At 64.9% G+C, this 23209-nt stretch carries 23 protein-coding genes; 15 read left to right on the top strand and 8 right to left on the bottom strand.

From position 1 onward, the window contains the following. Nucleotides 1-995: 995 nt before the first annotated feature. The 8 genes from CRO39_RS21370 (at nt 996) to CRO39_RS02080 (ending at nt 5297) form a co-directional block, all read left to right on the top strand. Entirely contained in the window at nt 996-1307 is a 312-nt protein-coding gene (locus tag CRO39_RS21370) for a DUF5076 domain-containing protein (protein WP_097120206.1), read from the top strand. Between the two features lie 63 nt (nt 1308-1370). Beyond that, nucleotides 1371-1652, top strand: coding sequence for a hypothetical protein (locus tag CRO39_RS02105; RefSeq protein WP_097120205.1), 282 nt, complete (start codon nt 1371-1373; stop codon nt 1650-1652). A 126-nt stretch (nt 1653-1778) separates the two neighbouring features. Continuing rightward, on the top strand, nt 1779-2162 hold the full coding sequence (locus tag CRO39_RS02100; RefSeq protein ID WP_097120204.1) for a VOC family protein: 384 nt from the start codon (nt 1779-1781) through the stop codon (nt 2160-2162). A 64-nt stretch (nt 2163-2226) separates the two neighbouring features. After that, nucleotides 2227-2715: an AAC(3)-I family aminoglycoside N-acetyltransferase gene (locus CRO39_RS02095; protein ID WP_274382259.1), complete on the top strand. Its 489-nt coding sequence runs from the start codon at nt 2227-2229 to the stop codon at nt 2713-2715. A gap of 100 nt (nt 2716-2815) precedes the next feature. Beyond that, nucleotides 2816-3196: a VOC family protein gene (locus CRO39_RS02090; RefSeq protein WP_097120202.1), complete on the top strand. Its 381-nt coding sequence runs from the start codon at nt 2816-2818 to the stop codon at nt 3194-3196. 245 nt (nt 3197-3441) lie between these two features. Next, entirely contained in the window at nt 3442-3849 is a 408-nt protein-coding gene (locus tag CRO39_RS02085; protein ID WP_202926299.1) for a nuclear transport factor 2 family protein, read from the top strand. Nucleotides 3850-3907: 58 nt separating this feature from the next. Next, the gene (locus tag CRO39_RS20785; protein WP_162125783.1) at nt 3908-4063 is read left to right on the top strand and encodes a hypothetical protein; all 156 of its coding nucleotides are present in this window, start codon (nt 3908-3910) and stop codon (nt 4061-4063) included. 79 nt (nt 4064-4142) lie between these two features. Continuing rightward, nucleotides 4143-5297 carry a threonine aldolase family protein gene (locus tag CRO39_RS02080; protein WP_162125784.1) on the top strand — a complete coding sequence of 385 codons (1155 nt, stop codon included), beginning with the start codon at nt 4143-4145 and terminating at the stop codon, nt 5295-5297. A gap of 44 nt (nt 5298-5341) precedes the next feature. On the opposite strand, the gene cfa is transcribed toward CRO39_RS02080, so the two are convergent. The 3 genes from cfa to CRO39_RS02065 form a co-directional block, all read right to left on the bottom strand. Beyond that, nucleotides 5342-6460: a cyclopropane fatty acyl phospholipid synthase gene (gene cfa, locus CRO39_RS02075; RefSeq protein WP_097120199.1), complete on the bottom strand. Its 1119-nt coding sequence runs from the start codon at nt 6458-6460 to the stop codon at nt 5342-5344. A 7-nt stretch (nt 6461-6467) separates the two neighbouring features. Further along, the gene (locus CRO39_RS02070) at nt 6468-7304 is read right to left on the bottom strand and encodes a DUF3298 and DUF4163 domain-containing protein (protein WP_425479643.1); all 837 of its coding nucleotides are present in this window, start codon (nt 7302-7304) and stop codon (nt 6468-6470) included. 73 nt (nt 7305-7377) lie between these two features. Continuing rightward, nucleotides 7378-7659 carry a GNAT family N-acetyltransferase gene (locus CRO39_RS02065; protein ID WP_097120198.1) on the bottom strand — a complete coding sequence of 94 codons (282 nt, stop codon included), beginning with the start codon at nt 7657-7659 and terminating at the stop codon, nt 7378-7380. 200 nt (nt 7660-7859) lie between these two features. Between CRO39_RS02065 and CRO39_RS02060 the strand changes: the two genes are divergently transcribed. Continuing rightward, nucleotides 7860-8081, top strand: coding sequence for a hypothetical protein (locus tag CRO39_RS02060; RefSeq protein WP_097120197.1), 222 nt, complete (start codon nt 7860-7862; stop codon nt 8079-8081). A gap of 111 nt (nt 8082-8192) precedes the next feature. Here CRO39_RS02060 and CRO39_RS02055 read toward each other — a convergent pair whose 3' ends face one another. Together CRO39_RS02055 and CRO39_RS02050 are read right to left on the bottom strand one after the other, a co-directional pair. Further along, on the bottom strand, nt 8193-8936 hold the full coding sequence (locus CRO39_RS02055) for a FadR/GntR family transcriptional regulator (RefSeq protein ID WP_097120196.1): 744 nt from the start codon (nt 8934-8936) through the stop codon (nt 8193-8195). A gap of 102 nt (nt 8937-9038) precedes the next feature. After that, nucleotides 9039-11888 (bottom strand): TonB-dependent receptor, encoded by a 2850-nt coding sequence (locus CRO39_RS02050; RefSeq protein ID WP_097120195.1) that lies wholly within the window; start codon nt 11886-11888, stop codon nt 9039-9041. Between the two features lie 378 nt (nt 11889-12266). On the opposite strand from CRO39_RS02050, the gene CRO39_RS02045 reads away from it, so the two are divergent. The 5 genes from CRO39_RS02045 to CRO39_RS02025 are packed head-to-tail and all read left to right on the top strand — an operon-like array spanning nt 12267 to nt 19992. Next, entirely contained in the window at nt 12267-14471 is a 2205-nt protein-coding gene (locus CRO39_RS02045) for a polysaccharide lyase 6 family protein (RefSeq protein ID WP_238394601.1), read from the top strand. After that, nucleotides 14468-16738: an oligoalginate lyase gene (locus CRO39_RS02040; RefSeq protein ID WP_097120194.1), complete on the top strand. Its 2271-nt coding sequence runs from the start codon at nt 14468-14470 to the stop codon at nt 16736-16738. Before CRO39_RS02045 ends, CRO39_RS02040 begins: the two co-directional genes overlap by 4 nt. Further along, entirely contained in the window at nt 16735-18012 is a 1278-nt protein-coding gene (locus tag CRO39_RS02035; protein WP_097120193.1) for an MFS transporter, read from the top strand. The genes CRO39_RS02040 and CRO39_RS02035 overlap by 4 nt, the downstream gene beginning before the upstream one ends. A 32-nt stretch (nt 18013-18044) precedes the next feature. Further along, nucleotides 18045-18797: an SDR family NAD(P)-dependent oxidoreductase gene (locus tag CRO39_RS02030; RefSeq protein ID WP_097120192.1), complete on the top strand. Its 753-nt coding sequence runs from the start codon at nt 18045-18047 to the stop codon at nt 18795-18797. A 16-nt stretch (nt 18798-18813) separates the two neighbouring features. Beyond that, nucleotides 18814-19992, top strand: coding sequence for an SGNH/GDSL hydrolase family protein (locus CRO39_RS02025; RefSeq protein WP_097120191.1), 1179 nt, complete (start codon nt 18814-18816; stop codon nt 19990-19992). A 241-nt stretch (nt 19993-20233) separates the two neighbouring features. Here CRO39_RS02025 and CRO39_RS20780 read toward each other — a convergent pair whose 3' ends face one another. Next, nucleotides 20234-20497: a hypothetical protein gene (locus CRO39_RS20780; protein ID WP_176520144.1), complete on the bottom strand. Its 264-nt coding sequence runs from the start codon at nt 20495-20497 to the stop codon at nt 20234-20236. A gap of 4 nt (nt 20498-20501) precedes the next feature. On the opposite strand from CRO39_RS20780, the gene CRO39_RS20775 reads away from it, so the two are divergent. Beyond that, nucleotides 20502-20954 carry a hypothetical protein gene (locus CRO39_RS20775; protein WP_176520143.1) on the top strand — a complete coding sequence of 151 codons (453 nt, stop codon included), beginning with the start codon at nt 20502-20504 and terminating at the stop codon, nt 20952-20954. Nucleotides 20955-20971: 17 nt separating this feature from the next. Here the strand turns inward: CRO39_RS20775 and CRO39_RS02015 are convergent, their stop codons facing one another. Next, on the bottom strand, nt 20972-21586 hold the full coding sequence (locus CRO39_RS02015; protein WP_097120190.1) for a rhomboid family intramembrane serine protease: 615 nt from the start codon (nt 21584-21586) through the stop codon (nt 20972-20974). 9 nt (nt 21587-21595) lie between these two features. Next, nucleotides 21596-23176: a POT-type proton-dependent oligopeptide transporter gene (locus tag CRO39_RS02010; protein WP_097120189.1), complete on the bottom strand. Its 1581-nt coding sequence runs from the start codon at nt 23174-23176 to the stop codon at nt 21596-21598. Nucleotides 23177-23209 lie beyond the last annotated feature (33 nt).

Raw genomic sequence — 23209 nt, 5'->3', positions numbered from 1 at the left:
CATTCAAGCCGAAGCCGCTTCGCGGCTCGGCTTAATTCAGGCGTTAGGCTGTGGTGGAGCAAGTGCATTGCGGCTTCCCACTTCGGCTAGTTTAGCGACCTACCTGTGGGCGGCTCCGGGGCGTAGTTCTCACGTTCGCTGTCATCGGTTCGGCCGCGGCTTCGCCACCTGACGTGATTACCCCGCTGCGCTCGCTGCCTTTGTCTTCGGCCGCATTCCGCTGCCGGCGCTGCGGGGCAAGCTCCGTCCCGCAACCTGTGGCACACTCGCCCCAGGCGGCAGTGCGGGGAGCACGGTGGCATCATCCAAGCCATTCCGGCCACCCACTGCCTAACAATTCGTTCAAGCCGAGCCCGCATCGTTATGGCTTTGATTTGACAGTTGGCCAGGGCGGGCCGGCTTAACTCAGGCGTTAGGGCGCACATGAAACTATCTCAGCCGCTCGCGATTCTTGTTCTTGCCATCTCGCTCTTCGGCTGCGAAATGACACAGTCACATCGGGACGCTTCTAACGAGCCTGAGTACCGGGACCTTATAGGAGACACATGCGAGCTGCTTGTAACCCTGCGGGCCCATGGGGTTACGAACAGGATCGAGCGGGAGAAGAAGACTGACTACGTATCTATCTGGAACCCTGGGTTTAGCGGGCCGGAAAGGACGTTTCTCCTCCCACTCGAACCGGGGACTCGCATGCGGGTTCTCGCAGCTCGGGAATGTTCCAACTGTCCATTCGATACTCTTGCTGAGTACCAAGTAACAGTAATCCCTGAGCCAATCGAGTTTGAGGGCAAGCCGGCTTTCGCAAGGGTTGATTCCTTTACGCCGCAGCATGTACGGTGCGACAGTGTGCGGTGAATTAACACTCCAAGTGCAACGCTTCTGATGCTTGTTGGATTCTCTGCGCGGGTATCTGGAAGCCATAGCGTTTTTGTCGGTGCCCCGGGAGGCGGTAGAATCGGCGTCGGACTTTTTCTACAGCCACGTTAGACCCACTGATGAAACCATTAATAGTCCCACCGGCTGCACAGCGAGACGAAAAGGCGATACAGCTATTCAGTGCATGGGCGGCGGAGAATGGGCTCCACTGCGCCATGAAGATTGGCCTTTGGCACGACAGCGGACGTGATGAGCCCCTGAGTTGGGGCATTCTTCTGGCGGACGCCGCGCGACACATCGCCAACGCACTTCAGGAGGAATACGGGCTGGACCCAGGGGACACTCTCGCTGATATCCGACAATCTTTTGACAACGAGCTCGGCGACCCAACCTCAGACGTAGAGGGCGGGTTCAATCATGGCCACACGTAGGTCTATCAGTTCGTTCAAGCCGGACCCGCTTCGCAGGCGGCTTAACTCAAGCATTAGGCAGCAATGACAGCCAATCGGACATTTGTGGTCAAAAGCTCGCTCATCTTCGGCGCTTTAGCCCTCGCGGCAGTTGCGACGATAGCCCTCTTGGCTTTCCCGGGCAATTTGCTCGCGTGGCAAATTGGCTCATGGACTCTCGCTTTTGCTCTACTGGCCCTGTTAGGGCTTGTCTTGGCGTCGGCTTACTCGCTCGTCACCAACCGTGCCGCTAGGACTTGGCAGCGGATCGTGTCGTTCTCGCTGGGCTTTGCCTGCTTGGCAGTCATCGCCGCGGGCTCGCTCTAGCCATTCGCATGCGCATCATCGGCACCAGCTCAAGGCTTCGGGAGCAAGGGTGGGTGTTTGTACTCAGTCAAGCCGGACCCGCTTCGGCCCGGCTCAACCCAGGCGTCAGATGGCCTTGGAGGCAATATGGCCGCTCGGACTCAACCGCTTGTAGCCTTCGTGCACGTCGCCAGCGTCGAACGCAGCATCAGGTTCTATGCAGGCCTCGGCTTCAAGGTTGCGCGCACCGTCGTTCCAGAGGGCCAATCGGCGCCAGTCTGGGCCTGGTTGGAGAGTGAGAAGGCCAACTTGATGGTTGACTTGGCTTCCGGACCTATCGACGCATCCCAACAGGCCATTCTGTTCTATCTGTATTTCGACAGCATCAAGCGGACACGCGCCGCTTTGGAAGAGCTTGGGTATTCGCCTGGCGAGATCAAGCATCCGTTCTACATGCCTGGCGGCGAGTGCAGGTTGGAGGACCCGGATGGCTACGTACTCATGCTGGCGCAGATGCAGCCGAGCATCTAACATTCAGGCCGGCGCCGCTTCGCGGGTCGTCGCAATTCGCCGTCGGACAGCAGCAGGAGGTCGAGTGGCTAGTGCTTTATCGTCTGCCGAGTCTTTCGAAGTCCGGGTCCTTGGCGCGCAGGACGTGGCGCTGGCTCGTGCGATGCTCGCCATGTTCGGACGCGGGTTCGACGATGAGCAAACATACAGCGGCAAGCAGCCGGATGACCGCTATCTGCAGAATCTGCTTGAAGGCGACACCTTCGTTGCCATCGTTGCCCTGGCCGGTACCAGCGTGATCGGCGGGCTGGCTGGCTATGTGCTCCCCAAGTTCGAGCAGGCCCGCTCCGAGTTCTACATCTATGACCTCGCTGTCGAGGAAGCCTACCGTCGGCGCGGCATCGCCACAGGGCTCATCGAACGACTCAAGAGGCTGGCCGCAGCCAGAGGTATCTATGTAATCTTCGTCCAGGCGGATTATGGCGACGATCCAGCGATTGCCCTGTATACAAAGCTGGGAGTCCGCGAAGACGTTCTGCACTTCGATATTGCACCTGGCGAAAGCGCTGCCTAGGCTCTTTGCCAACCTCTGCCTGGCTCAGGTGGCGAGCCTCCGCCAACAACCCCGGCTCGGCTTCCGGGCATCAGTCTGCATCGTACATTGGAGAGGAAAAATGCATCATTCCCGGCTTTGCGCACTGCTGGTCGACTGCCTGGTATCGGATATCGACGAGGCTGCCCGGTTCTGGGCGGCTGCCCTCGGACGCCCGGTCGATCCCGAACATCCGGGTACACGCGGCGACTATCGCATGCTGGACACGCCACCGGACGAGCCCATCGTTCAGATTCAACGCGTCAGCCATGAGAGCCGCGTGCATCTCGATATCGAAACCGACAATATTCCTGCGGAGGTTGCCCGCCTTGAAGCGCTTGGCGCCACGGTCGTCGAGCGGTTGGAGCGCTGGGTCGTGATGCAGGCGCCCACAGGCCAGCGGTTCTGTGTCGTCCGGGTGCAGCGCCCTGGTTTCCCGAAGAACGCCACTCAGTGGGACTAGCCATGGCGAACCCGGCAGCACTTGCCCATGCATTCGGTCCATCGCTGCTTCGCGGCGCGGCCCGGATAGCGGCCGCCGAAGGGTTCTCCCTGCGCCCGCCCATGGCCTGTACATTGTGAGGGCGGCTTCAGCGCCGATGCCCCGACACTGGCGGTCGCAGCTGGGGTCGCCGACGCGGAAAAGCGGCTAATCGCGGACCGGATGAATCAGGTATCAGACGCCACTACGCACCAGGAGAGTCGGACGTGAACACAACGAGCCATGCTGATATCCCGGATTTCCTGATGGAACTCGAGGATGCCTTCAACAAGGCGATGATCTCCAACGATGTAGAGCAGATTTCGCGCTGCATCACCGACGATTGGATACTGGTGACTCCGGAGGCCGGCCCCGTGCCCCGCTCTCGCATCCTCGGCGTGATTGCCTCCGGTCTTCTTACCCACGCCACGATGACGAAAGTCGCGACGCATGCCTGCGTAGCCGGAGATGTGGCCTGGATAACCGGCCGCGGCCAGAACACCGGCACGTTCAACGGCGCGCCAATGGCCGCCGATGAGTACATCACCGATATCTACCGGCGAGTGGATGGACAGTGGCGCTGCATGCTGACCCACCTTACGCCCGCGCACACGAGCCAGCAAAGCGCTGCCTGACGGACCCTCCATCCGAACCCGCCTTGCGAGTTGACCTGGAGCATCTGACAGGATGTCGATGACAACGAACGTTCACGCCCCAGGCAGTGGCTACGAGGCGGCAGCCTACAAGGGCGTGCTTGCCGATGCCGGGCTCGCGCTGGTCAGCGAATACCGGGATGAGGGCGGCAACCACTACTACGACAGCGGCATATGTGGATCCTTCGAGGACTGAGCAAAACGCCTGGTTGATGGCAGCGCATGCGTTGTCCGCTACGATAGGTCTTCCCGAAAGCGCTACGCAGGATGCCCGAATGGATCGCCGTCAGTTCTTGGCCGCAGGTGGATTGGCGGCGGCAACACCGGTGTTGGGCCAGAGCGTTGGCGGCGGTTCAACCGCCGGCACCGCGGACGGTCTGTTCAAGCGCGTCAATTTTGTCTCCGATGGCCTCGGGTTGGACCGCCGCGAATACGCCATGTTGCTGCATGAAGCGGCGGTGGCCGATGGCTTCGAGGCGGACTATTACTCGCTGGGCGGGACGGTTACGGCGCTGGAACGGAAGTTCGCGCGGCTGCTGGGCAAGGAAGCTGCGATGTTCGTACCCACCGGCACGCTGGCAAACCACCTGGCCGTCAGGAAACTGGCAGGCGATGGCCGCCGTGTGCTTGTACAGGCGGAAAGCCATCTCTACAACGACAGCGGCGATTGCGCCCAGACGCTGAGCGGCTTGAACCTGGTTCCGTTGGCCAGCGGCCGCAGCACGATAGAGCTCGCCGAGGTAAGAAGCTGGGTCGAGCGTTCGGCCGGCGGCCGGGTCGAGACGCGGATAGGCGCGCTCTCCATCGAGAGCCCGGTGCGGCGGATGAACCATCAGATGGTCGACCCGGCCGAACTCGAACGCGTCTGCGGGTATGCGCGCGAGCGCGGCATCCGGCTGCATCTGGACGGCGCGCGGATGTTCAACCTGCCCTTTCACTCGGGCAGAAGCCTCCGCGACTATGCCGCGCTGTTCGATACCGTCTGCGTATCGCTGTGGAAGCACTTCAATGGCGCGTCCGGCGCCATCCTGGCCGGTGATGCCGGTTTCATCGACGGTCTGTTCCATATGCGCCGCATGTTCGGCGGATCGCTCCCGCATGCGTGGCCGCAAATCGCGTTTGTCGACCGCTACGTGGACGGCTACGAAGAGGAATACGCCAGTGCGTGGCGGGCTGCGGACAGGCTTATCGAATTGTTGCAGGCCGATGGCCGGTTCAAGGCACGCAAGGTGCCGCAGGGCACCAGCAGGTTTTTTCTGTCGGTGTCCGGGGTCGCCCCGGCGGTCCTGTCGGAACGGGCCCTGCGCCGTGGCGTCATTCTTCCGTCGCCAGCCGGCGACGGGATTTTGGCGCTGCAGGTCAATCCCACCCTCCTGCGCATGCCTCCGGCAGCGCTGGCGCAGGTTTTCATCGACTCGATGGCCGGCTGAGGGATAAACCCTTCCCGATGGCCGCCGTGGACGACCGGAAGACCCTACCTGGGGGCCACGTATCCGCCGCGCACGCCGCGCGGGGACAGCACCAGCTGCCACAACTGCGAACGCCGGCTGCGGAAGGTAGCCATTGATGCGGCCAGGTAAAAACGCCACATGCGGCGGAAGCGCTCGTCATAGCGGCCATCCAGCGATGGCCAGGCGCGCTCGATGTTGTTCCACCAGCCCTGCAGCGTGCGGTCGTAGTCGGCACCGAAGCTGTGCCAGTCTTCGATGACGAACAACCCCTCCACGGCTTGCGCAATCTGCGCCGCCGACGGCAGCATCGAGTTGGGAAAGATGTAGCGCGCTATCCAGGGATCGGTGCGATGCACCGACTGGTTGGTGCCAATGCTGTGCAACAGGAAAAGCCCGTCCTCGGGCACGCAACGGTGCGCCACCTCGAAATAGGTGCGGTAGTTCTTGACCCCGACATGTTCGAACATGCCCAGTGAAAACGCGGCATCGAAGCGTTCGTCCAGGTCGCGGTAGTCCTGCAGGCGTATCTCGATAGGCAGGCCCTTGCACAGCTCGGTGGCGAAATCGGCCTGTTCGCGCGAGATGGTGACGCCTACGCCGCTGACGCCGTAACGCTCGGCGGCGTATTTCAGCGCCTCGCCCCAGCCGCAACCGATGTCCAGCACACGCATGCCCGGCTGCAGCCTGAGCTTGCGGCAGACCAGGTCCAGTTTGGCTTCCTGGGCTTCATCCAGGGTCTGCGCATCGCGCCAGTAGCCGCAGCTGTAGACCAGGCGCCCGCCCAGCATGGCGCGATACAGGTCGTTGCCCAGATCGTAGTGGCGCTCCCCTACCTCGCCGCTGCGGCGGCGCGACTGCAGATTGAAAACGCGGGCGCGCAACGCGTCCCAGATTTCGCCGGCGCCATGGACCCGCTGGTCCAGCCGTGCGTCGAGCAGCCGGAACAGCAGCCCATCCAGCGAATCGGCGCTCCACCAGCCGTCCATGTAGCTTTCGCCGAGTCCCAGCGAACCCTGCCCCAGCAGCCGCGCGTACAGATGCGGGTCGTTTACCCGCAGGTCCCATGGGCGCTGGCCATCGATACGCACATCGGCCTCAGCCAGCAGGTCCCTGACCCGATCTTCGAAGCGCGCATTCGGCATGCCTACCTCACCCTCTGGCGAACAGATCCGCGTATTCGGGCGCTACATGCGGCAGCAGCACCGACGCCGGCACATCCACGGTCTGGGTACCGTCCGAATACGGCCCCACCTGATAAGGCGGGAACACGAAGCGGAGCGCCCGGATCTTTCCGTCCACGCCCAGTTGCGGCTGGAACTGGCCGAAATTGCCGGCATCGGGACGGGTACCTTCGTCGATCATCCGGTCGGCGCTCTTGACCAGCTGCGCGCGCTCGATGGGCGGCAGGTCGTCGGCTTCCACCCGCAGCGACACCGCGGTGTGCAGTTGCTCGCGCGCGTAGTTGCTGACTGCAACCAAACCGTCCGCCGTGGGCAGCAGCTCATCGACCGTCAGCAGCTTGTCCTGTTGCGGCAGCCAGACAAAACGCCCGACCAGCGGCTGGCCATGCGCGCCGCCGGTGTAGCTGCTGCCGTCGGCGGACACTACGACCAGCCGCGGCGTCTCCAGCAGCAACTGGTAGCTCAGCGACAGCTCGTACGGGGCGCTGGGTTTGTCATTGCCCAGGCCATCCACGGCTTGCATCAGTTCGGCCCGCGCGGCTTCCGAGTATTCGGCAACCGCCCTGGCCAGGCCCGGGTACTTGTTGACCGCCGGCGGATAGCTGATGCCGATGATGTAGCGATCATTGGATTCGATGACATCCTTCAGCTCCAGCGCGGCGGCAGGGTCGCCTTCGGCGGGTGCGGCGGCCGAATCGGCACCGGCTGGCGGCGGGGTCGCCGCGCCAGGTTCGTCCCGCTTGCAGGCCACCAGCGCGGCCAGCAGGGCGATCGCCAGGCAGGCGGGTTTCAGACAGGGTTTCACGTTCGGACTCCTTCCGCCATGTGATGCGTCAGTGTATTCCGCTCCGCGGGCGCACTCCAGCCGCCCTTGAGCGTCAAGCCATCGCCAGCAGGTCCTGGTACTGCGGGTGCCGCTGCATATAGGCCGCCGCGTACGAACAGGCCGGCACCACCTTCAACCCGGCCGATCGCGCGTAGTCCAGCGCCGCCTTGACCAGTTCCCCGGCGATACCGCGGCCGCCGATGGCCGATGGCACGCCGGTATGTTCGATGACCAGTCGTGCTTGCTGCAGCGCATAGACCAGTTCGGCCTGATGGCCTTCGACAAGGACAACGAAACGGTGCGCGTCGGGTTGATGCTGGATGGGAAGCGACATGGGATTCCTGCCATGAAAGGGGTGCCCATTGTGACCCGGCACACTGAATAGGCGCGGCACAAGCGGACGCGATGCGTCACATTCTGAAGCCAGTCCCGCCTGCGGGGCCTTCACGCCGCCTTGACGAATGCGGCCCGGGGAAGTTGGCACGGATACTGCTTGGTATTCCGGCAAGACCCTCATGCTGCCGGAGACCCGCCATGAACCTAGCCGATGCCTCGCCTGCACCCGCCGAGCAGGAAACCGCCTCCGCCAGCGATTTCACCCTGCTGGAAGGGCTGTACCAGCTGACCGTCACCGGACACACCGATGAATGGGAATTCGAGCGGCTCAACAACGCCGTCTACGAGCGCCTGCTTTCGTCCTACGGCGATAGCGACAACGGCCCGCGGATCACCCAGACCAACGCGATGCTCGACTAACGGAAGCGGAATTGCCGCAGTTTGCGGCAGCCGTTGCGGCGCGCTCCATCACCGGTGGCGCCACGGCAGATGGCAGGACTGCCCTCCGGGCCGCCCTTGCCCGACCAGCGTCTATATTCGGGTCGTGGCCAGGAAGCGCTCGCGGTTCTGCTCGGTATGGCGGCGGATTTCCGCCAGCGCTTCGCTCTCGGTCGCCTCCAGCATGGATTCGAACAGGCGCTGGAAATGGCTGCGCATGGCAGTACGCGCCGCCGCCGGGTCCCGACTCTTCAATGCCATCAGGATGGCGGCATGCTCGTCGCTTCTGGCGCTGCCGTCGTCATGGCAGACCCGCGAATACGCCTGACGTACGCGCGGAAGTTCGTTGCGCATGCGCCACAGCAGATGGATGCAGTATTCGACCACCGGGTTGCCGCAGATGCGGGCGATGGCCAGATGGAACTTGCGATCGTATTCGCCGGCTTCTTCTTCCGACGCCTGCGGGTTGGACATCGCGGCGACCAGTTCTTCCAGCTCCTCCACTTCGGCATCGCTGATGCGGCCAGCGGCAAGCGCCGCCGCCTCGGCTTCGATCACGGTGCGCGCCGCGGTCAGGTCGAAGGCGCTGACGTCGGGAAGCGCACCATGCGCATCGATGGGGCGCGGCTTCACATAGACGCCCGAGCCGGTCTTGATGGCGATCCAGCCCTGCGCTTCCAATGCGATTTCCGCCTCGCGGATGGTGACCCGGCTGACCCCGAAACGCTCAGCCAGGTCGCGTTCGCCCGGCAGGCGCGAACCGGCCGGAAACTCTCCCGATTCGATCAGGGCCAGGATTTTGGCGGCAATGGACTGGTAGAGGCGGTTTTCGGACATCTTGCGTCAGCGTCTGTCTTGGTTTCCTGGTAGGTCCGGGCGGTTGCCCGGGTCCGTTCCTGCATGGATAAACGGCGCGGCCGTCGAGCCGCGCCGCTGCGTTCAGAATCGGTATCGTACACCGAAATACGCGCGTCGCCCGTAGGTCACATATTCGCGGAAGTTGCCGTAGATGGGCTGGTAGGCCACGCGTGGTTCGTTGGTCAGGTTCATCAACTCCAGCGATAGCGACAGGTGTTTGTTGAAGCTGTAGCGGGCGCGGAAATCGACGCTGGTATTGTCGCCGTAGTAGCGGTTCTGCTGGGCGGCGTTGCCGGTGAAATCCTGGTAGTACCGCGACCGGTACTTGGCGATGGCCTGCACGTTGAAGCGGCCCACGTCCCAGTAGATCGAACCGGACATCACATGGCGGGAGAAGCCGCTCAGGCCGGCGGGAGCGACGATGGCGGGGATGACCGTGCCTGTGACCGCGTCCACCTGCTCGCCCAGGCGCGGATCCTGGGTCTGGTAGTCGGTATCGGCGTAGTTGTAGCTGATCTTGAAGCCAAGCCCGTCGAACGGCTTGGGCAGATAGGAAAAGCGATGGGCCGCGCTGAGTTCGAAGCCGGTGAGAGTGCTGTTTTCGTCCGTTGTCACCTGCTGACGTACCGGTACGGTCACGCTCTGGCCATCGATCACGAAGTTCTCGTCGATCAACGCGGTTTCGGTGCCGCCGTTGAACTGCTTCCAGTACACCGCACCGGCCAGGATGGTGTCCGCATTCGGGTACCACTCAAGCGACAGATCGCCATTCCATGACATCAGGGGATCGGCGGCGGGATTGCCGGCAGCGCTGATGCCACCCAGCGCATCGGCCAGGTCGGTGTAGTTCTCGGTGTTGTTGACGGTGATGGTGCGGCCGGCGCCCAGTGCGGCTATGTCCGGACGCGACATTGCGCGGTAGGCGCCGACGCGCAGCAACAGCTCCGGCTTCAGTTCGAAGGCCGCGTTGATGCTGGGCAGCAGTTTGTCGTTGCCAGCCTTGAACACCAAGGTCTGGTAGTTGCCGGTGGGTTCCAGGCGAATCGTGCCATCGCCATTGGTGATGATTTCCAGGTCGGTGCGCACGCCGGCCGAGCGCACGTTGGTCTTGACCCAGCGCACGCCGGCATTGCCGGTCACCGGCAGGCCGAACAGTTCGCCGCGGAAGTCTCCCATCAGGTACAGGGACCTGGTCTTTTCGACCACATCCACGTTGCCCGGGTCCACGGCGTTGGGATCGATCCCGGTGGCGCTGGTTCCGCGGAATGCCTCGTACAGGCAGCTGGGGTCGAAGTAGGCCCAGCTGGAAATGGTGTTGCCGCTGCCACCATCCTTCAGGAAGTCATCCTGCGGGAACGGAGAGCGACAGGCCTGGTTGGCGGCGACGATCGCAGCCTTGTCGGCGGCGTTGCGCTGGTCGTAGTCGGTGGTGACGGTGTTGTCGAAGTAGGTGTAGTCCGACTGTGCGGCACGCAGGCCGGCCTGGATCTGGGTCAGGAAGCCGGCTTCGGGGAAGTAGCTCATGTCGAAGCGGCCTGCGCGGATGGTGTGCTCGTTGTCGGTCTCGCGCGAGGTCACACGGGCTGCACCGCTGTAGGCGTCCCAGTCGTTCACGTCGAAAGCCGGATCCAGGGCGATGCCCGGGATGTCGCCGTCCTTGGACCAGTCGTAGTTCACATAGCCCGTAGTACCGCTGCTGATGCCGGGCACGGTGTCGCCGTTGATGTCGGTGCGGTTGGCGCGCAGGCGGGTCATGCGCTGGGTGTCCTGGCGCAGGGTGTGCGAATAGGACAGGTCGGTGGAGAGTTCCCAGGCCACGGACGGGCGCAGTATCAGATTCAGGCCGCCGCCGGTGTATTCCTCGTTGCGGTCGTATTTGGTGGAGGTCGAATCGATCGAGGTGCTGCCGGAGAAGCTCTGCAGGACGCCATTCTCGTCTACCACCCGGTTGGTGATGCCGCGCCGGGTATTGGACAGGCTCAGGTCCGAGCGGTTCTCGTGCCAGTTGCGGTCGGTGTGTTGGTAATCGAGGTTCACTTCGACCACATCGTTGGGCTTCCACTGCACCGCCGCGAACTCGGACTGGCGGTCGTTGCGCTCCTGCTTGAGCCGGTAGATGCGGCTGCTTGGCGCCAGGTAATACGGCGCGCCGGCGGCAACCTGGTGGCCATCGACCTCGGTGCAGTTGGCATTGGCGGCCACCACCTCATTGCCGTCGCAGGCATACCAGGTCGAGCCGCTGGTCATGCTTTCCTCCGGATCGCTGCCGTCCAGCGCCTGGATGCCCAGCGACACGCCCAGCTTGCCGCCATTGGCGAATTCGAACTGATCGATGTAGCTGCCGGTGCCACGCCAGCCGATGCCGTCCTTGTCGCGGTACTTGCTGTCGTACTCGGCCCAGCTGCCGCGGCCGTCCAACTGGATGGCCCGCTTGCCGTAGTCGAGCGGCTTGAGCGTCTCCAGGCCGATGGTGCCGGCCACGCCGCCTTCGATCAGGTCCGCGCGCTGGGTTTTGTAGATCGCTACGGTGTTGACCAGTTCGGCCGGGAACATGTTGAAGTTGACCGAACGGTCGCCGCTGCCGTTGGTGATCTCGCGGCCGTTGAAGTTGGTGGTGCTGAGGAACGCACCCAGGCCGCGAATCGAGATCTCCGATGCGCCGGTCTTGTCGCGGGTGGAGGCGGCGCCGGTCAGGGTCTCGATGGCGTCGGCCAGCGACGGCGCCGGCAAGTCGCCGATGTCTTCGGCCGACAACACGTCCGACACTACCGTGTCGTTGCGCTTCTTGTTGATCGAGGACTGGATCGAACCGCGGATGCCGACTACCCGTACTTCGTCCAGGGTGGTGGTTTCGCTGTCCGGCGCAGTTGCCGGCGGTGCCGTTTGCTGCGCGCCTGACGCCTCGGCCTGCGCAGTTGCCTGCTGCGCCATTGCTGTGGATGCGCCCAGGGACGCCCAAATGGCGCAGGCCAGAGCGCTGCGCAGCGCTGCTGGACGCCTGACGGACCTGGCTCCGTGATAGTGCCGCATGTTTTCCTCCTCCCGGTGAAGGCCCATTGTGCAGGGCCCGGAGCGGCAGGCTTCAACAACTGCAGACCAATGTCAACAAATTGGTCTAAATATCCGCTCAGGTCTTTTGGAAAGGCCATTTATCGGCCAATTTATGTGCAAATGCAGCATAAAATACGGACCAAATATTCAGACCAAATATCAAAATATTGGTATGCGAATCAGGTTGACGGATGCCTGGCCTCTGTTACCATCCGGCCACTAGCGACGCCAGCGCCTGGTCGCTCCGGGAGGTAAATCATGCGGTTACCAGCTTGCGGCGTGCTGACCATGCTGCTGCTTCTGACGACATCTGCTGCGCCAGCCACCTCCGGCCGCGCACCGGTTCTGGTCCATACCCAGGCCCAATACGCGGCAGCCGCCAAGGCGCTGCGGCCAGGCGACACTATCGTGCTGGCCGACGGCCAGTGGCGCGATTTCCAGATCCTGCTGAGCGGCAACGGCACCGCCCGGCTCCCGATCACTCTCACCGCACAGACGCCGGGCCGGGTGGTTCTGACCGGCCAGTCCAACCTGCGGCTGGCCGGCCAGTTCCTGGTCGTTTCCAACCTGCTCTTCCGCGATGGCTGGTCGCCTACCGCCGAAGTGGTCTCGTTCCGCAAATCGCGGCGGGAACGCGCCAACAACAGCCGGGTGACCGGCGTGGTGATCGACGCGTTCAACAAGCCCGAACGCGACCAGTCCGACCACTGGGTGTCGCTTTACGGGCATGACAACCGTTTCGACCGCAATCACATCGCAGGCAAGTCCAATGCCGGCGCCACGCTGGTGGTGGTGCGCGACGCCGAGCAGGGCCTGGACAACCGCCATCGCATCGACCACAACTGGTTCGGGCCGCGCCCCAACCTGGGTTCCAACGGCGGCGAAACCATCCGCGTCGGCACCAGCCACGACTCGCAGTCCCAATCGCGCACGCTGGTCGAGAACAACTGGTTCGAAGGCTGCGACGGCGAGGTGGAGATCGTCTCCAACAAATCCGGCGGCAATGTCTACCGCGGCAATGTCTTCTTCCATTCGCGCGGCGCGCTGGTGCTGCGCCATGGCGACGGCAACCTGGTCGAGTCCAACGTCTTCATCGGCGGCAACAAGCCTCACACCGGCGGTATCCGCGTCATCAATCGCAACCAGACCGTGCGCGGCAACTATCTGGAAGGCCTGGCCGGGGAAGGCTTCGCGTCGGCCCTGAGCGTGATGTACGGGGTGCCGGACTCGCCGCTGCACCGATACGCCCAGGTCGACAATGCGGTCATCGAGAACAACACCTTTATCGATGCGCGCAGCCTGTTTCTTGGCGCCGGCATGGACGACGAACGATCCGCGCCGCCGATCAACAGCCGCTTCAGCGGCAATCTGATCGTCGGCGCCGGCAGGGATCCGCTGCGCGTGCTGGGCGATCTGTCCGGCATCGCGTTCAGCGGCAATCTGCAAAGCCCTGCCGCATCAGCCGGCTTTCCCGGCGGCGTGGAAGGCCGCAGGTTGGAAACGGTACGCGGCGCCAACGGCCTGCTGACCGTGCCGGGCGCTGCAGGCACAGGTGCGCCCGTCGATCTGCAGCCGGTGCCTCGCAGTGCGGTCGGCGTCGACTGGTATCCGAAAAATGCGAAGGACGCAGCGCTGGACAGCGGCGCCGTGCGCAAAGTGACGCCAGGCGAGGACACGCTCACCACCGCCCTGGCCGCGGCCGGCGCGGGCGACCGGCTGCAACTGGCGCCCGGCCACTACAGCGTCAACCAGGTGCTGGCGGTGGATCGTCCTCTGACCGTCCGCGGACCGGAAACCGGCGACGCGACAATTTCGTTCTCGCGGCCGACGCTGTTCCAGATCGAGCGCGGCGGATCGCTGCGGCTCTGGCGCCTCAGCGTGTCCGGCAAGGCCGCCCCCGACGAAGCCGGCAACGCCGTGATCCGAATCCGGCCAGGTTCCAGTGCGGCCAACTACGCCCTGCTGATCGAGCGCAGCCGGGTATCCGACCTGACCGTCAACCGCCATTTCGATGTCATCTCCGCCGGCAAGGGCACGCTGGCGGATCTGATCGCGCTGCGCGATGTCGTCATCGATGATGTCTCCGGCGCCGTCATCGCGGCGCATGCGGAAACCGACGATCGCGGCACCTACAACGCCGAGCGCGTCGAAATCGAAAACAGCAGGTTCCGTCGCATCGGCGGCCCGGTGGTCGATCTGTATCGCGGCGGCAGCGACGAGAGCACGTTCGGGCCGGAGATCCGCATCGATGCTTCGACCTTCGAACAGGCCGGCAACCGCGCCGATGCTTCGGTGCGCCTGCACGGCGTGCAGCGCGCGCAGCTGACCGGCAACCGGTTCACCGACAGCGCTCCCGTCCGTTTCGCGCATACGGTCGGCGAGCCGGTGTTCGCGGTGGCTCGCAACCAGTTCGTCGCCACGCCCGCCATCCAGTCCGATATTCCGTTGGAGATCGCCCAATGATTCGTCCCGCCTGCCTGGCCATGCTGGTATCCGCCGGTCTGGGGATTGCCGCCCTGCCCTTTGCCTTACCCGCAGCGGCGGCGACTTCCGCGCCAGCGGATCAAGTCGCCGCGGAAGCGGCACCGGTACTGGTCTCCGCAGCGCAGTGGCGGCAGATGGCGCAGAACGGTAGCCGCTATCCGCTGTTCGCCCACGAACAGGCCCGCGCTGCCGAGGCGCTGCGCAAGGCGATGGCCGCCGGCGTCGTGGTGCCGCCACCGAAGGATCCCGGCGGCGGCTACAGCCACGAACAGCACAAGCGCAACTACCAGGCCATCCACGGCGCCGGCGCGCTGTACCGGCTGACCGGCGAGCGCGCCTATGCCGACTACGCGCGCGATATGCTGCTGGCCTACGCCGAACTGTATCCGACGCTCGGCAAACACCCTGCCGGCCGCGGACAGGTACCCGGCCGGCTGTTCTGGCAATCGCTGAACGACTCGGTCTGGCTGGTCCACGCCAGCCAGGGCTATGACGCGATCCGCGACACGCTGAGCGCGGCCGAGCGCCGCCGCATCGACGAGCAGGTATTCCGGCGCATGGCGCGGTTCCTGTCCGAACAGACGCCGGACAGCTTCAACCGCATCCACAACCACGCCACCTGGGCGGTAGCCGCGGTCGGCATGACCGGCTATGTGCTGCGCGACCAGGACATGGTGGACAAGGCCTTGCTGGGACTGTCGAAGGACGGCAAGGCCGGGTTCCTGAAACAGATCGACGATCTGTTCTCGCCCGACGGCTATTACGAGGAAGGCCCCTATTACCAGCGCTATGCGCTGGCGCCGTTCGTGATCTTCGCCAACGCCATCGAACGCAACGAGCCGCAGCGGCGCATCTTCGCGCACAAGGACGGCGTGCTGCTGAAAGCGGTCGATACGCTGGTGCAGAGCAGCTACGGCGGCTACTTCTTCCCTATCAACGATGCCATCCTGGACAAGGGGCTGGATACCGAAGAACTGGTCGCCGGCATCGCCGTCGCCTATGCGCAGAGCGGCGATGCGGCGCTGCTGTCGATCGCCGAACGGCAACGCCGCACCCTGCTCTCGCCGGAAGGACTGCAGGTGGCCGAAGCGCTGGCGGCCGGCCGCGCCAAGCCGTTCGCGTTCCGCCCGGCGATGCTGCGCGACGGTCCCGACGGCGACCGCGGCGGCCTGGCGATCCTGCGCGCGGGCGGCGAAGACGGCCAGACGCTGGTGATGAAGAACACCTCGCAAGGCATGGGGCATGGCCACTTCGACAAGCTGAACTGGCTGTTCTACGACAACGGCCAGCGCGTGGTGACCGATTACGGCGCCGCACGCTTCCTCAACGTCGAGGCCAAGGCCGGCGGCATCTATCTGCCGGAAAACAGCAGCTGGGCCAAGCAGACCGTCGCCCACAACACGCTGGCGGTCAACGAGCAGAGCCATTTCGGCGGCGACTGGAAACTGGGCCAGCGGCATGCGCCGGCGCCGTTGCTGTTTGCCGTAACCGGTGACCTGCAGATCGCCTCGGCGCGCATGCAGGGCGCCTACGACGGCGTTGTATTCACCCGCACGCTGGCTTTGCTGGAGCATCCGGAACTGGGCCTGCCGGTGGCCATCGATCTGCTGCGCGTGCAGGGCAGCAAGCCGGCGCGCTACGACCTGCCGCTGCATTTCAACGGCCACATCATCAATGTGGGTTTCGACGCGCAAAGGGCGCTGGCCACGCGTCCGGTGCTGGGCAAGGCCAACGGCTACCAGCACCTGTGGGTGGACGCCTCCAGCGAACCGTCCAGCGAACCGCGTACGCTCAGTTGGCTGCTGGATGGCCGCTTCTACAGCTACCGCTTCGGCAGCAGCGCGCCGTCGCGGGCGATCCTGGCCGAAAGCGGCGCCAACGATCCCGACTTCAACCTGCGCCGCGAACAGGCGCTGATCCAGCGCGTCGACGGCCAGCCCGAGGTCAGCTTCTTCGCCGTACTGGAACCGCATGGCGAATACAACGGCACCGCCGAGTACGTGCGCGGCGCCAGCAGCCGCATCCGCGCGCTGCACCGCGTGCGCGGCGACGATGCCGAAGCCATCGTGCTGACCCTGGCCTCCGGCGCATCGGTGGCCTTGGCCATCGCCGACGATCCGGCGCCCGAGCGCCGCCACCGCATCGCGATCGGCGGCAAGACCCGGCAGTGGACCGGCGGCTATGCCCGCTTCGACATGCCCGCCGGCGAGCAGGCCAGCTCAGGCACGGAGAACCGCACACCATGAGGCAGCGTTCGGCTTTCCGCTGGGTCATCGTTGCGCTGATCGCCATCGCAACCGTCATCAACTACATCGACCGCAATGCGCTGGCGGTGATGTGGCCGGAAATCTCCGGCCAGATCGGCGCGACCAAGGAGGATTACGCGCTGCTGGTGACGATCTTCATGCTGTTCTACGCCGCCGGCCAGTTCGTGTTCGGGCGCCTGTTCGACATCATCGGCACCCGCCTCGGCTTCGCGTTGTCGATCTCGATCTGGTCGCTGTCCATCGCGCTGCACGCGGTCGCCAACTCGGTGCTGTCGTTCGGCATCTTCCGCGCGATGCTGGGCATCAGCGAGGCCGGTGCGTGGCCGGGCGCGGTCAAGGCCAATGCGGAATGGTTTCCGGCGCGGGAACGGGCGCTGGCACAGGGCATCTTCAACGCCGGCGCGTCCATCGGCGCCATCGTCTCGGCGCCGCTGATCGCACTGCTGTTCCTGGCGCTGGGCTGGAAAGGCACGTTCCTGCTGGTCGGCGCGCTGGGTTTCATCTGGTTGCTGCCGTGGCTGATCATCTACCGGGCCGGACCGGACCGGCACCCGTGGGTCAGCGAAGCCGAGCGCGCGCTGATCCTGGATGCTCCGGCCGAAGCCGATACGGTTGCCAAGCCGGCCTACCTGCCGACGCTGCGGCAGATCATGTCGCACCGGCAAAGCTGGGGCATCGTGCTGGCGCGCTTCTTCCTGGATCCGATCTGGTGGCTGTTCGTGTCGTGGCTGCCGATCTACCTGGCCGAGACCTTCCACTTCGACATCAAGCAGATCGGCATTTTCGCCTGGGTGCCCTTCGTCGGCGCGATGCTCGGCAGCCTGTCCGGCGGCTGGCTGTCGGGACGATTGATTGCGGCCGGCTGGAGCGTCGGCCGTGCGCGCAAATGGACCATCACCCTGGGCGGCGCAATCATGGCGCCGGCGCTGCTGGGGGCGGTATTCGCCGCCGACCCGGTAGTCGCGGTGCTGACCATCGCCGCGGTGCTGTTCGGTTTCCAGATCGCCATCGGCAACATCCAGACCCTGCCCGGCGACGTCTTCCACGGCAAATCGGTCGGCTCGCTGGCCGGCATCGGCGGCATGGCCGCGGTCGCCGGCACGCTGATCACCACCTGGCTGGTGCCGGTGATGACGACCCAGTCGTATGCCCCGATGTTCATCCTGGTCGCGGCGCTGGTGCCGCTGTCGCTGATCGCCGTCTGGCTGGTCACCGGCCCAATCGAAAAGCTCGACCCGGCCGACCGCAACTGACTTCCCCACCCGCAAAACAAAGGACTTCACCCATGCAATTCAAAGACAAGGTGGCGATCGTCACCGGCGGCGGCCGCGACATCGGCCGTGCGGTTTCGCTGAAACTGGCCGCCGCCGGCGCCAAGGTCTGCATCAACTACGCCAACGACGAAGCCAGCGCGCGCCAGACGCTGACGCTGGTGGAAGACGCCGGCGGCCAGGCCATCCTGCACCGCGCCAATGTGACCGACGCGCAGGCGGTCGCCGGCCTGGTGGCGGCCACGCGGGAAGCGTTCGGCGACCGCATCGACATCCTGGTCAACGTGGCCGGCGGCATGGTGGCGCGCAAGCCGCTGGCCGACATCGACGAGACCTTCTTTCACCAGGTGATGGATCTGAACCTGAAGTCGGTGTTCCTGACCACCCAGGCGGTGGCGCCGCACATGGCCGAAGGCGCGGCCATCGTGAATTTTTCCTCGCTGGCCGGGCGCGATGGCGGCGGCGGCGGTGCGTCCCTCTATGCCACCGCCAAGGGCGCGGTGATGACGTTCTCGCGGGCGATGGCCAAGGAACTGGGGCCGCGCGGGATCCGGGTCAATGCGCTGTGCTGCGGCATGATCGCCACCCGCTTCCATGACGATTTCACCAAGCCCGAGATTCGCCAGGCGGTCGCCAATGCCACTCCGCTGCGCCGCGAAGGCCGCGCCGAGGAAGCCGCCGATGTGGCGGTGTACCTGGCCTCCGATGCGGCCAGCTTCATCAATGGCGCCAGCGTCGACGTCAATGGCGGCGTTTTCTTTTCCTGAGCCAAGGGGAACAGCGATGTTCTGGCAACGCCTCTGCATATTCGGATTTGCCCTGGCGCTGGCCGCCACCGCGCAAGCGGCCAGGCCACAGGTGTGGGTGCCGGCCTGGATCGCCTCGCCGGCGCCTGACCGGCGCGATGGCCCGCCGGAGGCGCCGCTGCAGTTCGACAACCAGACCGTACGCCAGGACATGCGGCTGGGCACCTCGGCGCAGGCGCTGCGCTTTCGCATCAGCAACGAACTGGGCGATGCGCCGCTGGTGCTGGGTGGCGCGTCGGCCCGCATCGCTGGCGAGTCCGCAGCGGCGCTGCCGGTGCTGTTCGACGGCCGTGCCGAGGTGGTCGTTCCGGCCGGCGCAGCGCTGCTGAGCGATCCGGTAGCGCTCAGCGCACCGGCGTTCGCCGAGGTATCGCTGAACCTGTATTACCCGCAGCCCGCCCGTCCCGCGGTGCGGCGCACGCCGCTGCGGGTGGCGGAGGGCGATACGCAAGTTGGCGACGACGTCCCGCTCAGCTATCGCCAGAACACGGTATCCGCGGTGCTGGCGCTGCGCGAGCGCAAGCCGGTCGTGGTGGTGGCGCTGGGCGATTCGATTACCGAGGGCGCCACCGCCACCCGCGGCGCCAACGGCGACTGGCCAGCGTTGCTGGCGCTGCGGCTGCAGCAGGCCTGCCCCGACCATGCCGTCGTGCTCAACGCCGGCATCAGCGGCAACAAGGTGATGGATGCCGGCCGCAGCCACAGCGCGCTGGCGCGGCTGGACCGCGACGTGCTGGCGCTGCCCGGCGTGGACCATGTGGTGGTGTTCGAAGGCATCAACGACATCCGCCACGGCGGCGCGCCGGATTTCAAGCCTGGCCGCAATGCCGCCGACATGATGCTCGGCTACCGCCAGATCGCCGCCCGGCTGCAACAGCACGGCATTCGGGCCATCGGCGCAACGCTCACTCCGTTCGGACAGTCCGAGCGCTACGAGCCGGTGGCGGCCGCCACCCGGCGGACACTGAATGATTTCATCCGCAGCACCGATACGTTTTCCGCGCTGATCGACTTCGACGCGGCGATACGCGACCCGGCCAATCCGGAGTCGCTGCCGGCAGAAATCACCCGCGACCATCTGCACCCCAACGACCAGGGCTATGTGAGGATGGCGAATTCGATCGACCTGTCGCTGTTCGGTTGCAGGGCGCGCTGACCGCCACCGCGGCAGCGATGCCCGCGATGTCCAGGGCAAGCGCTGGACAAGCCATCATTCCATCGCAAACGGGAGCCCTGCGGCCTGGCTGCGGCCTGGGCTTTGCAACAGCCGGACGGCTGGTCAGGCCGCCGGCTCCCGGTCTGCGCCGGAAGACGGGGCCACCGGCGCCTGCCAAGCCGCATCACGCCGCTCTGCCGGCGCCAGGGCGGGCGATACCGCCCGCCTTGCGGATCCCGGCTCAATCGCCATCGTTGCGGTGATCGCGTTTGCCCTGGTTGCGGCGGTCGCGGGTTCCCACGCTGCCCTGGATCGCCTTCATCCGGCTCTCGCCGGCATGCAGTTCCAGCGCTTTCCCGGCTGCCTCGGGGGACTGCAACGCCGGTCCGGAGGCATGCGCCTGCGGCGCGCCGTCCAGCAACTGCCATGGCTGCACTTCGCGCCGTGCCTGCTGTTTCTGTTCAAGCAGCTTGCGGGTCCTGGCCAGCGCCTGCCGCGGAGTCACCCGTTTGGGCGCGGCACGTTTGCCGGCGGCTTTTTTCGCGGGGGTGCGGGTGGCTGCCTTCGCGGTCCCGCCTGCGCCCGCCTTGCGCACGGTCTTGGCCGCGGCCGTCTTACTGGCGGCTTTGCTGACCGTCCGCTTGGCCGCTTTCCCGGTCGCCTTCTTGCTCGCCGGTGTGGCGGTTTTTGCGGCGGCCTTCTTGACCGTCCGCTTGGTGGCGGCCTTCTTGACCGTCAGTTTGGTGGCGGCCTTCTTCGTCGCCTTCTTGGCCGATTTTTTTGTCGCCTTCTTTGTGGCCTTCTTTGCGGCCTTCCTGGCCGAACTTTTCGCTGCCTTGCTGGCCGGCTTGCGTACGCCGGCGCTGCCTGCCGCTGACTTGCGTGCCCGGATGGTTGCCATGTGTTCCTCCGCGGTTGTGCAACGGCACCGGGATAACATGGCCCACCTTCAAATCAGGTGAGCGTTTGCGCAGCCCGGTCAGAAGCCAGGACGCGACAACTGCTCAATAAAATGCCCGATGACCCGCGGCTCCATCGCCACCATGAACAGGATGCCGAACGCCGCTCCAGCCAGATGCGCGCCATGGTTGACGTTGTCGCCGCCGCGGCGATCCATCCAGATGCTGTAGCCGATGTACAACACCGCAAACACGATTGCCGGCATCGGGATGACGAACACCAGGATCCGCGCCCAGGGATTGATCAGCACGAACGCGAACAGCACCGCCGACACCGCGCCGGATGCGCCCAGGCACGAGTAGTTGGGGTCCTTCTGGTGTTTCAGATAGGTCGGCAGCACCGACACCACCAGCGCTGCGAGGTAGAACGCGACGTAGGTGATCCGGCTGCCGGTAATCTGCACCATCACGTCTTCCATGATGCGGCCGAAGAAGAACAGCGTGACCATGTTGAACAGCAGGTGGAAAAAATCGGCGTGGAGGAAACCGTAGGTCACCAGCCGGTCGTACTGCTTGTGGCGGTCTATCGCCGGCGGCCACAGGATCAGGCGGCCGGCCAGTGCGGCATTCTTGAAGGCGAGCAGCGACACCGCGCAGGTGACCGCGATCAGGACCAGGGTAATGGGGGCTTGCATCCAGGTTCCTCAGGCGGTCCGGTAGTAATCCTGCATCGGATAACGCCGCGCATACAGGGCAAAGAACAGCGCCGCCACGAACGCGAACCCGGCGAAGAAGAACATCAGGAAGGCGTTCTCGCTCAACCCGGTGCTGGCGATCTGCCCGATCACCGCGTCGTTGCGGACTGCGGCATTGGTCATCAGCACCCACAGGTTGCCGTAGGAAACCGACAGCAACCAGAAGCTCATGATGGTGCCCTTCATCGAACGCGGCGCCTGGCTGTAGGCGAATTCCAGCCCGGTCGCCGAAACCAGCACCTCGCCGAAAGTCAGCAGCAGGTACGGCAGGATCTGCCAGGCCAGCGACACCGGCTCGCCGCCGTCGATCCACAACTGGATGACACCGGCCATTATCCAGGCCACGCCGGAGAAAGCGATGCCAAAGCCCATCCGCCGCAGCGCGGTCGGCTCGAAACCCATCCGCCGCAGCAGCGGGTACAGCACCAGATTGTTGAACGGGATCAGCGCCATCACCATGATCGGATTCAGCGCCTGCATCTGCGCCGCGGTCACCACCAGCCAACTCGGCCACCACCACGCCTCATGCGGGATGCGCATGGTCTGGCCCTGCAACACCCAGGTCGAGGCCTTCTGGTCGAACAGCGACCAGAACGGGGTCACCAGCGCGAATACGATCAGGATGCGCAGCACCACGCGCACGCCCTCGATGGCCGTGTCCGGGTGGGCGGCGCGGGCGCGGTCGAGCTGCACCGAAGCGCCGATGCCGACCAGCGCAATCAGCAGGCCCAATCCGATCAGCACCGCCTTGACGAAGCCCAGCGGCGGAATCAGCGCCAGCGACGCGACCGACAGCACGATGCCCGCGACGGCCAGGGCGGTGCCAAGACCCTTGCCGGGCGCCGGACCGAACAGCGCGCTGCGCACCACGTTGAGGAACGAATCCGGAGCCGGCGGCGACGGCGGCACATGCACGTATTTGTGGCGGCCGGCCCAGAAAATCGCGGTGGCGATGAACATCAGCAGGCCGGGGATGCCGAACGCCACCGACGGGCCGTAGTTGCGCACGAAGATCGGCATCAGCAGCGATGCGAAGAACGAGCCGAAGTTGATCGTCCAGTAGAACGCGTCGTAGACGACCTTGGCCTTGTCCTTGTTGCTCTGATCGAACTGATCGCCTACGAACGCCGACACCAGCGGCTTGATGCCGCCGGATCCCAGCGCAATCAGGAACAGGCCGGTGTAGAAGCCCGTGCGGTTGTCCTCGAACAACGCCAGGCAGGCGTGGCCGGCGCAATACACCAGCGACAGCCACAGCACCGTGTTGTACTTGCCGAAAAAGCGGTCCGACAGCCAGCCGCCCAACAGCGGGAAGAAGTAAACGCCGATGACGAAGGTATGGAAGACATCCTTCGCCGCGCCTTCGCGGTCGGCCTCCGGCAGGTAGGCCAGCAGGATGCTGCTGACCAGGAACGGCACCAGGATGTTGCGCATCCCGTAGAAGCTGAACCGTTCGCACGCCTCATTGCCGATGATGTAGGGGATTTGCCTGGGCATGCGGCCCCGGCTGGCGTCAATCGTCGTGCTCATCCAGACTTCCGGTACAAACTTCCGGAAGGGTAC

Source organism: Pseudoxanthomonas wuyuanensis, from assembly GCF_900215535.1.
Taxonomy (GTDB): Bacteria; Pseudomonadota; Gammaproteobacteria; order Xanthomonadales; family Xanthomonadaceae; genus Pseudoxanthomonas_A; species Pseudoxanthomonas_A wuyuanensis.
Note: the sequence above shows the minus strand (reverse complement) of the source record. Positions and strands in the feature narration are given on the sequence as shown.

Excerpts from the sequence above, each read along its gene's own strand:
- CRO39_RS02050 (WP_097120195.1), bottom strand. The coding sequence starts at position 11,888 with ATGGCGCAGCAGGCAACTGCGCAGGCCGAGGCGTCAGGCGCGCAGCAA.
- CRO39_RS02010 (WP_097120189.1), bottom strand. The coding sequence starts at position 23,176 with ATGAGCACGACGATTGACGCCAGCCGGGGCCGCATGCCCAGGCAAATC.
- CRO39_RS02105 (WP_097120205.1), top strand. The coding sequence starts at position 1,371 with ATGACAGCCAATCGGACATTTGTGGTCAAAAGCTCGCTCATCTTCGGC.
- CRO39_RS02100 (WP_097120204.1), top strand. The coding sequence starts at position 1,779 with ATGGCCGCTCGGACTCAACCGCTTGTAGCCTTCGTGCACGTCGCCAGC.
- CRO39_RS02030 (WP_097120192.1), top strand. The coding sequence starts at position 18,045 with ATGCAATTCAAAGACAAGGTGGCGATCGTCACCGGCGGCGGCCGCGAC.
- cfa (WP_097120199.1), bottom strand. The coding sequence starts at position 6,460 with ATGCCGAATGCGCGCTTCGAAGATCGGGTCAGGGACCTGCTGGCTGAG.
- CRO39_RS02055 (WP_097120196.1), bottom strand. The coding sequence starts at position 8,936 with ATGTCCGAAAACCGCCTCTACCAGTCCATTGCCGCCAAAATCCTGGCC.
- CRO39_RS02060 (WP_097120197.1), top strand. The coding sequence starts at position 7,860 with ATGAACCTAGCCGATGCCTCGCCTGCACCCGCCGAGCAGGAAACCGCC.
- CRO39_RS02045 (WP_238394601.1), top strand. The coding sequence starts at position 12,267 with ATGCGGTTACCAGCTTGCGGCGTGCTGACCATGCTGCTGCTTCTGACG.
- CRO39_RS02090 (WP_097120202.1), top strand. The coding sequence starts at position 2,816 with ATGCATCATTCCCGGCTTTGCGCACTGCTGGTCGACTGCCTGGTATCG.
- CRO39_RS21370 (WP_097120206.1), top strand. The coding sequence starts at position 996 with ATGAAACCATTAATAGTCCCACCGGCTGCACAGCGAGACGAAAAGGCG.
- CRO39_RS02025 (WP_097120191.1), top strand. The coding sequence starts at position 18,814 with ATGTTCTGGCAACGCCTCTGCATATTCGGATTTGCCCTGGCGCTGGCC.
- CRO39_RS02015 (WP_097120190.1), bottom strand. The coding sequence starts at position 21,586 with ATGCAAGCCCCCATTACCCTGGTCCTGATCGCGGTCACCTGCGCGGTG.
- CRO39_RS02080 (WP_162125784.1), top strand. The coding sequence starts at position 4,143 with ATGGATCGCCGTCAGTTCTTGGCCGCAGGTGGATTGGCGGCGGCAACA.
- CRO39_RS02040 (WP_097120194.1), top strand. The coding sequence starts at position 14,468 with ATGATTCGTCCCGCCTGCCTGGCCATGCTGGTATCCGCCGGTCTGGGG.
- CRO39_RS02035 (WP_097120193.1), top strand. The coding sequence starts at position 16,735 with ATGAGGCAGCGTTCGGCTTTCCGCTGGGTCATCGTTGCGCTGATCGCC.
- CRO39_RS02065 (WP_097120198.1), bottom strand. The coding sequence starts at position 7,659 with ATGTCGCTTCCCATCCAGCATCAACCCGACGCGCACCGTTTCGTTGTC.
- CRO39_RS20785 (WP_162125783.1), top strand. The coding sequence starts at position 3,908 with ATGACAACGAACGTTCACGCCCCAGGCAGTGGCTACGAGGCGGCAGCC.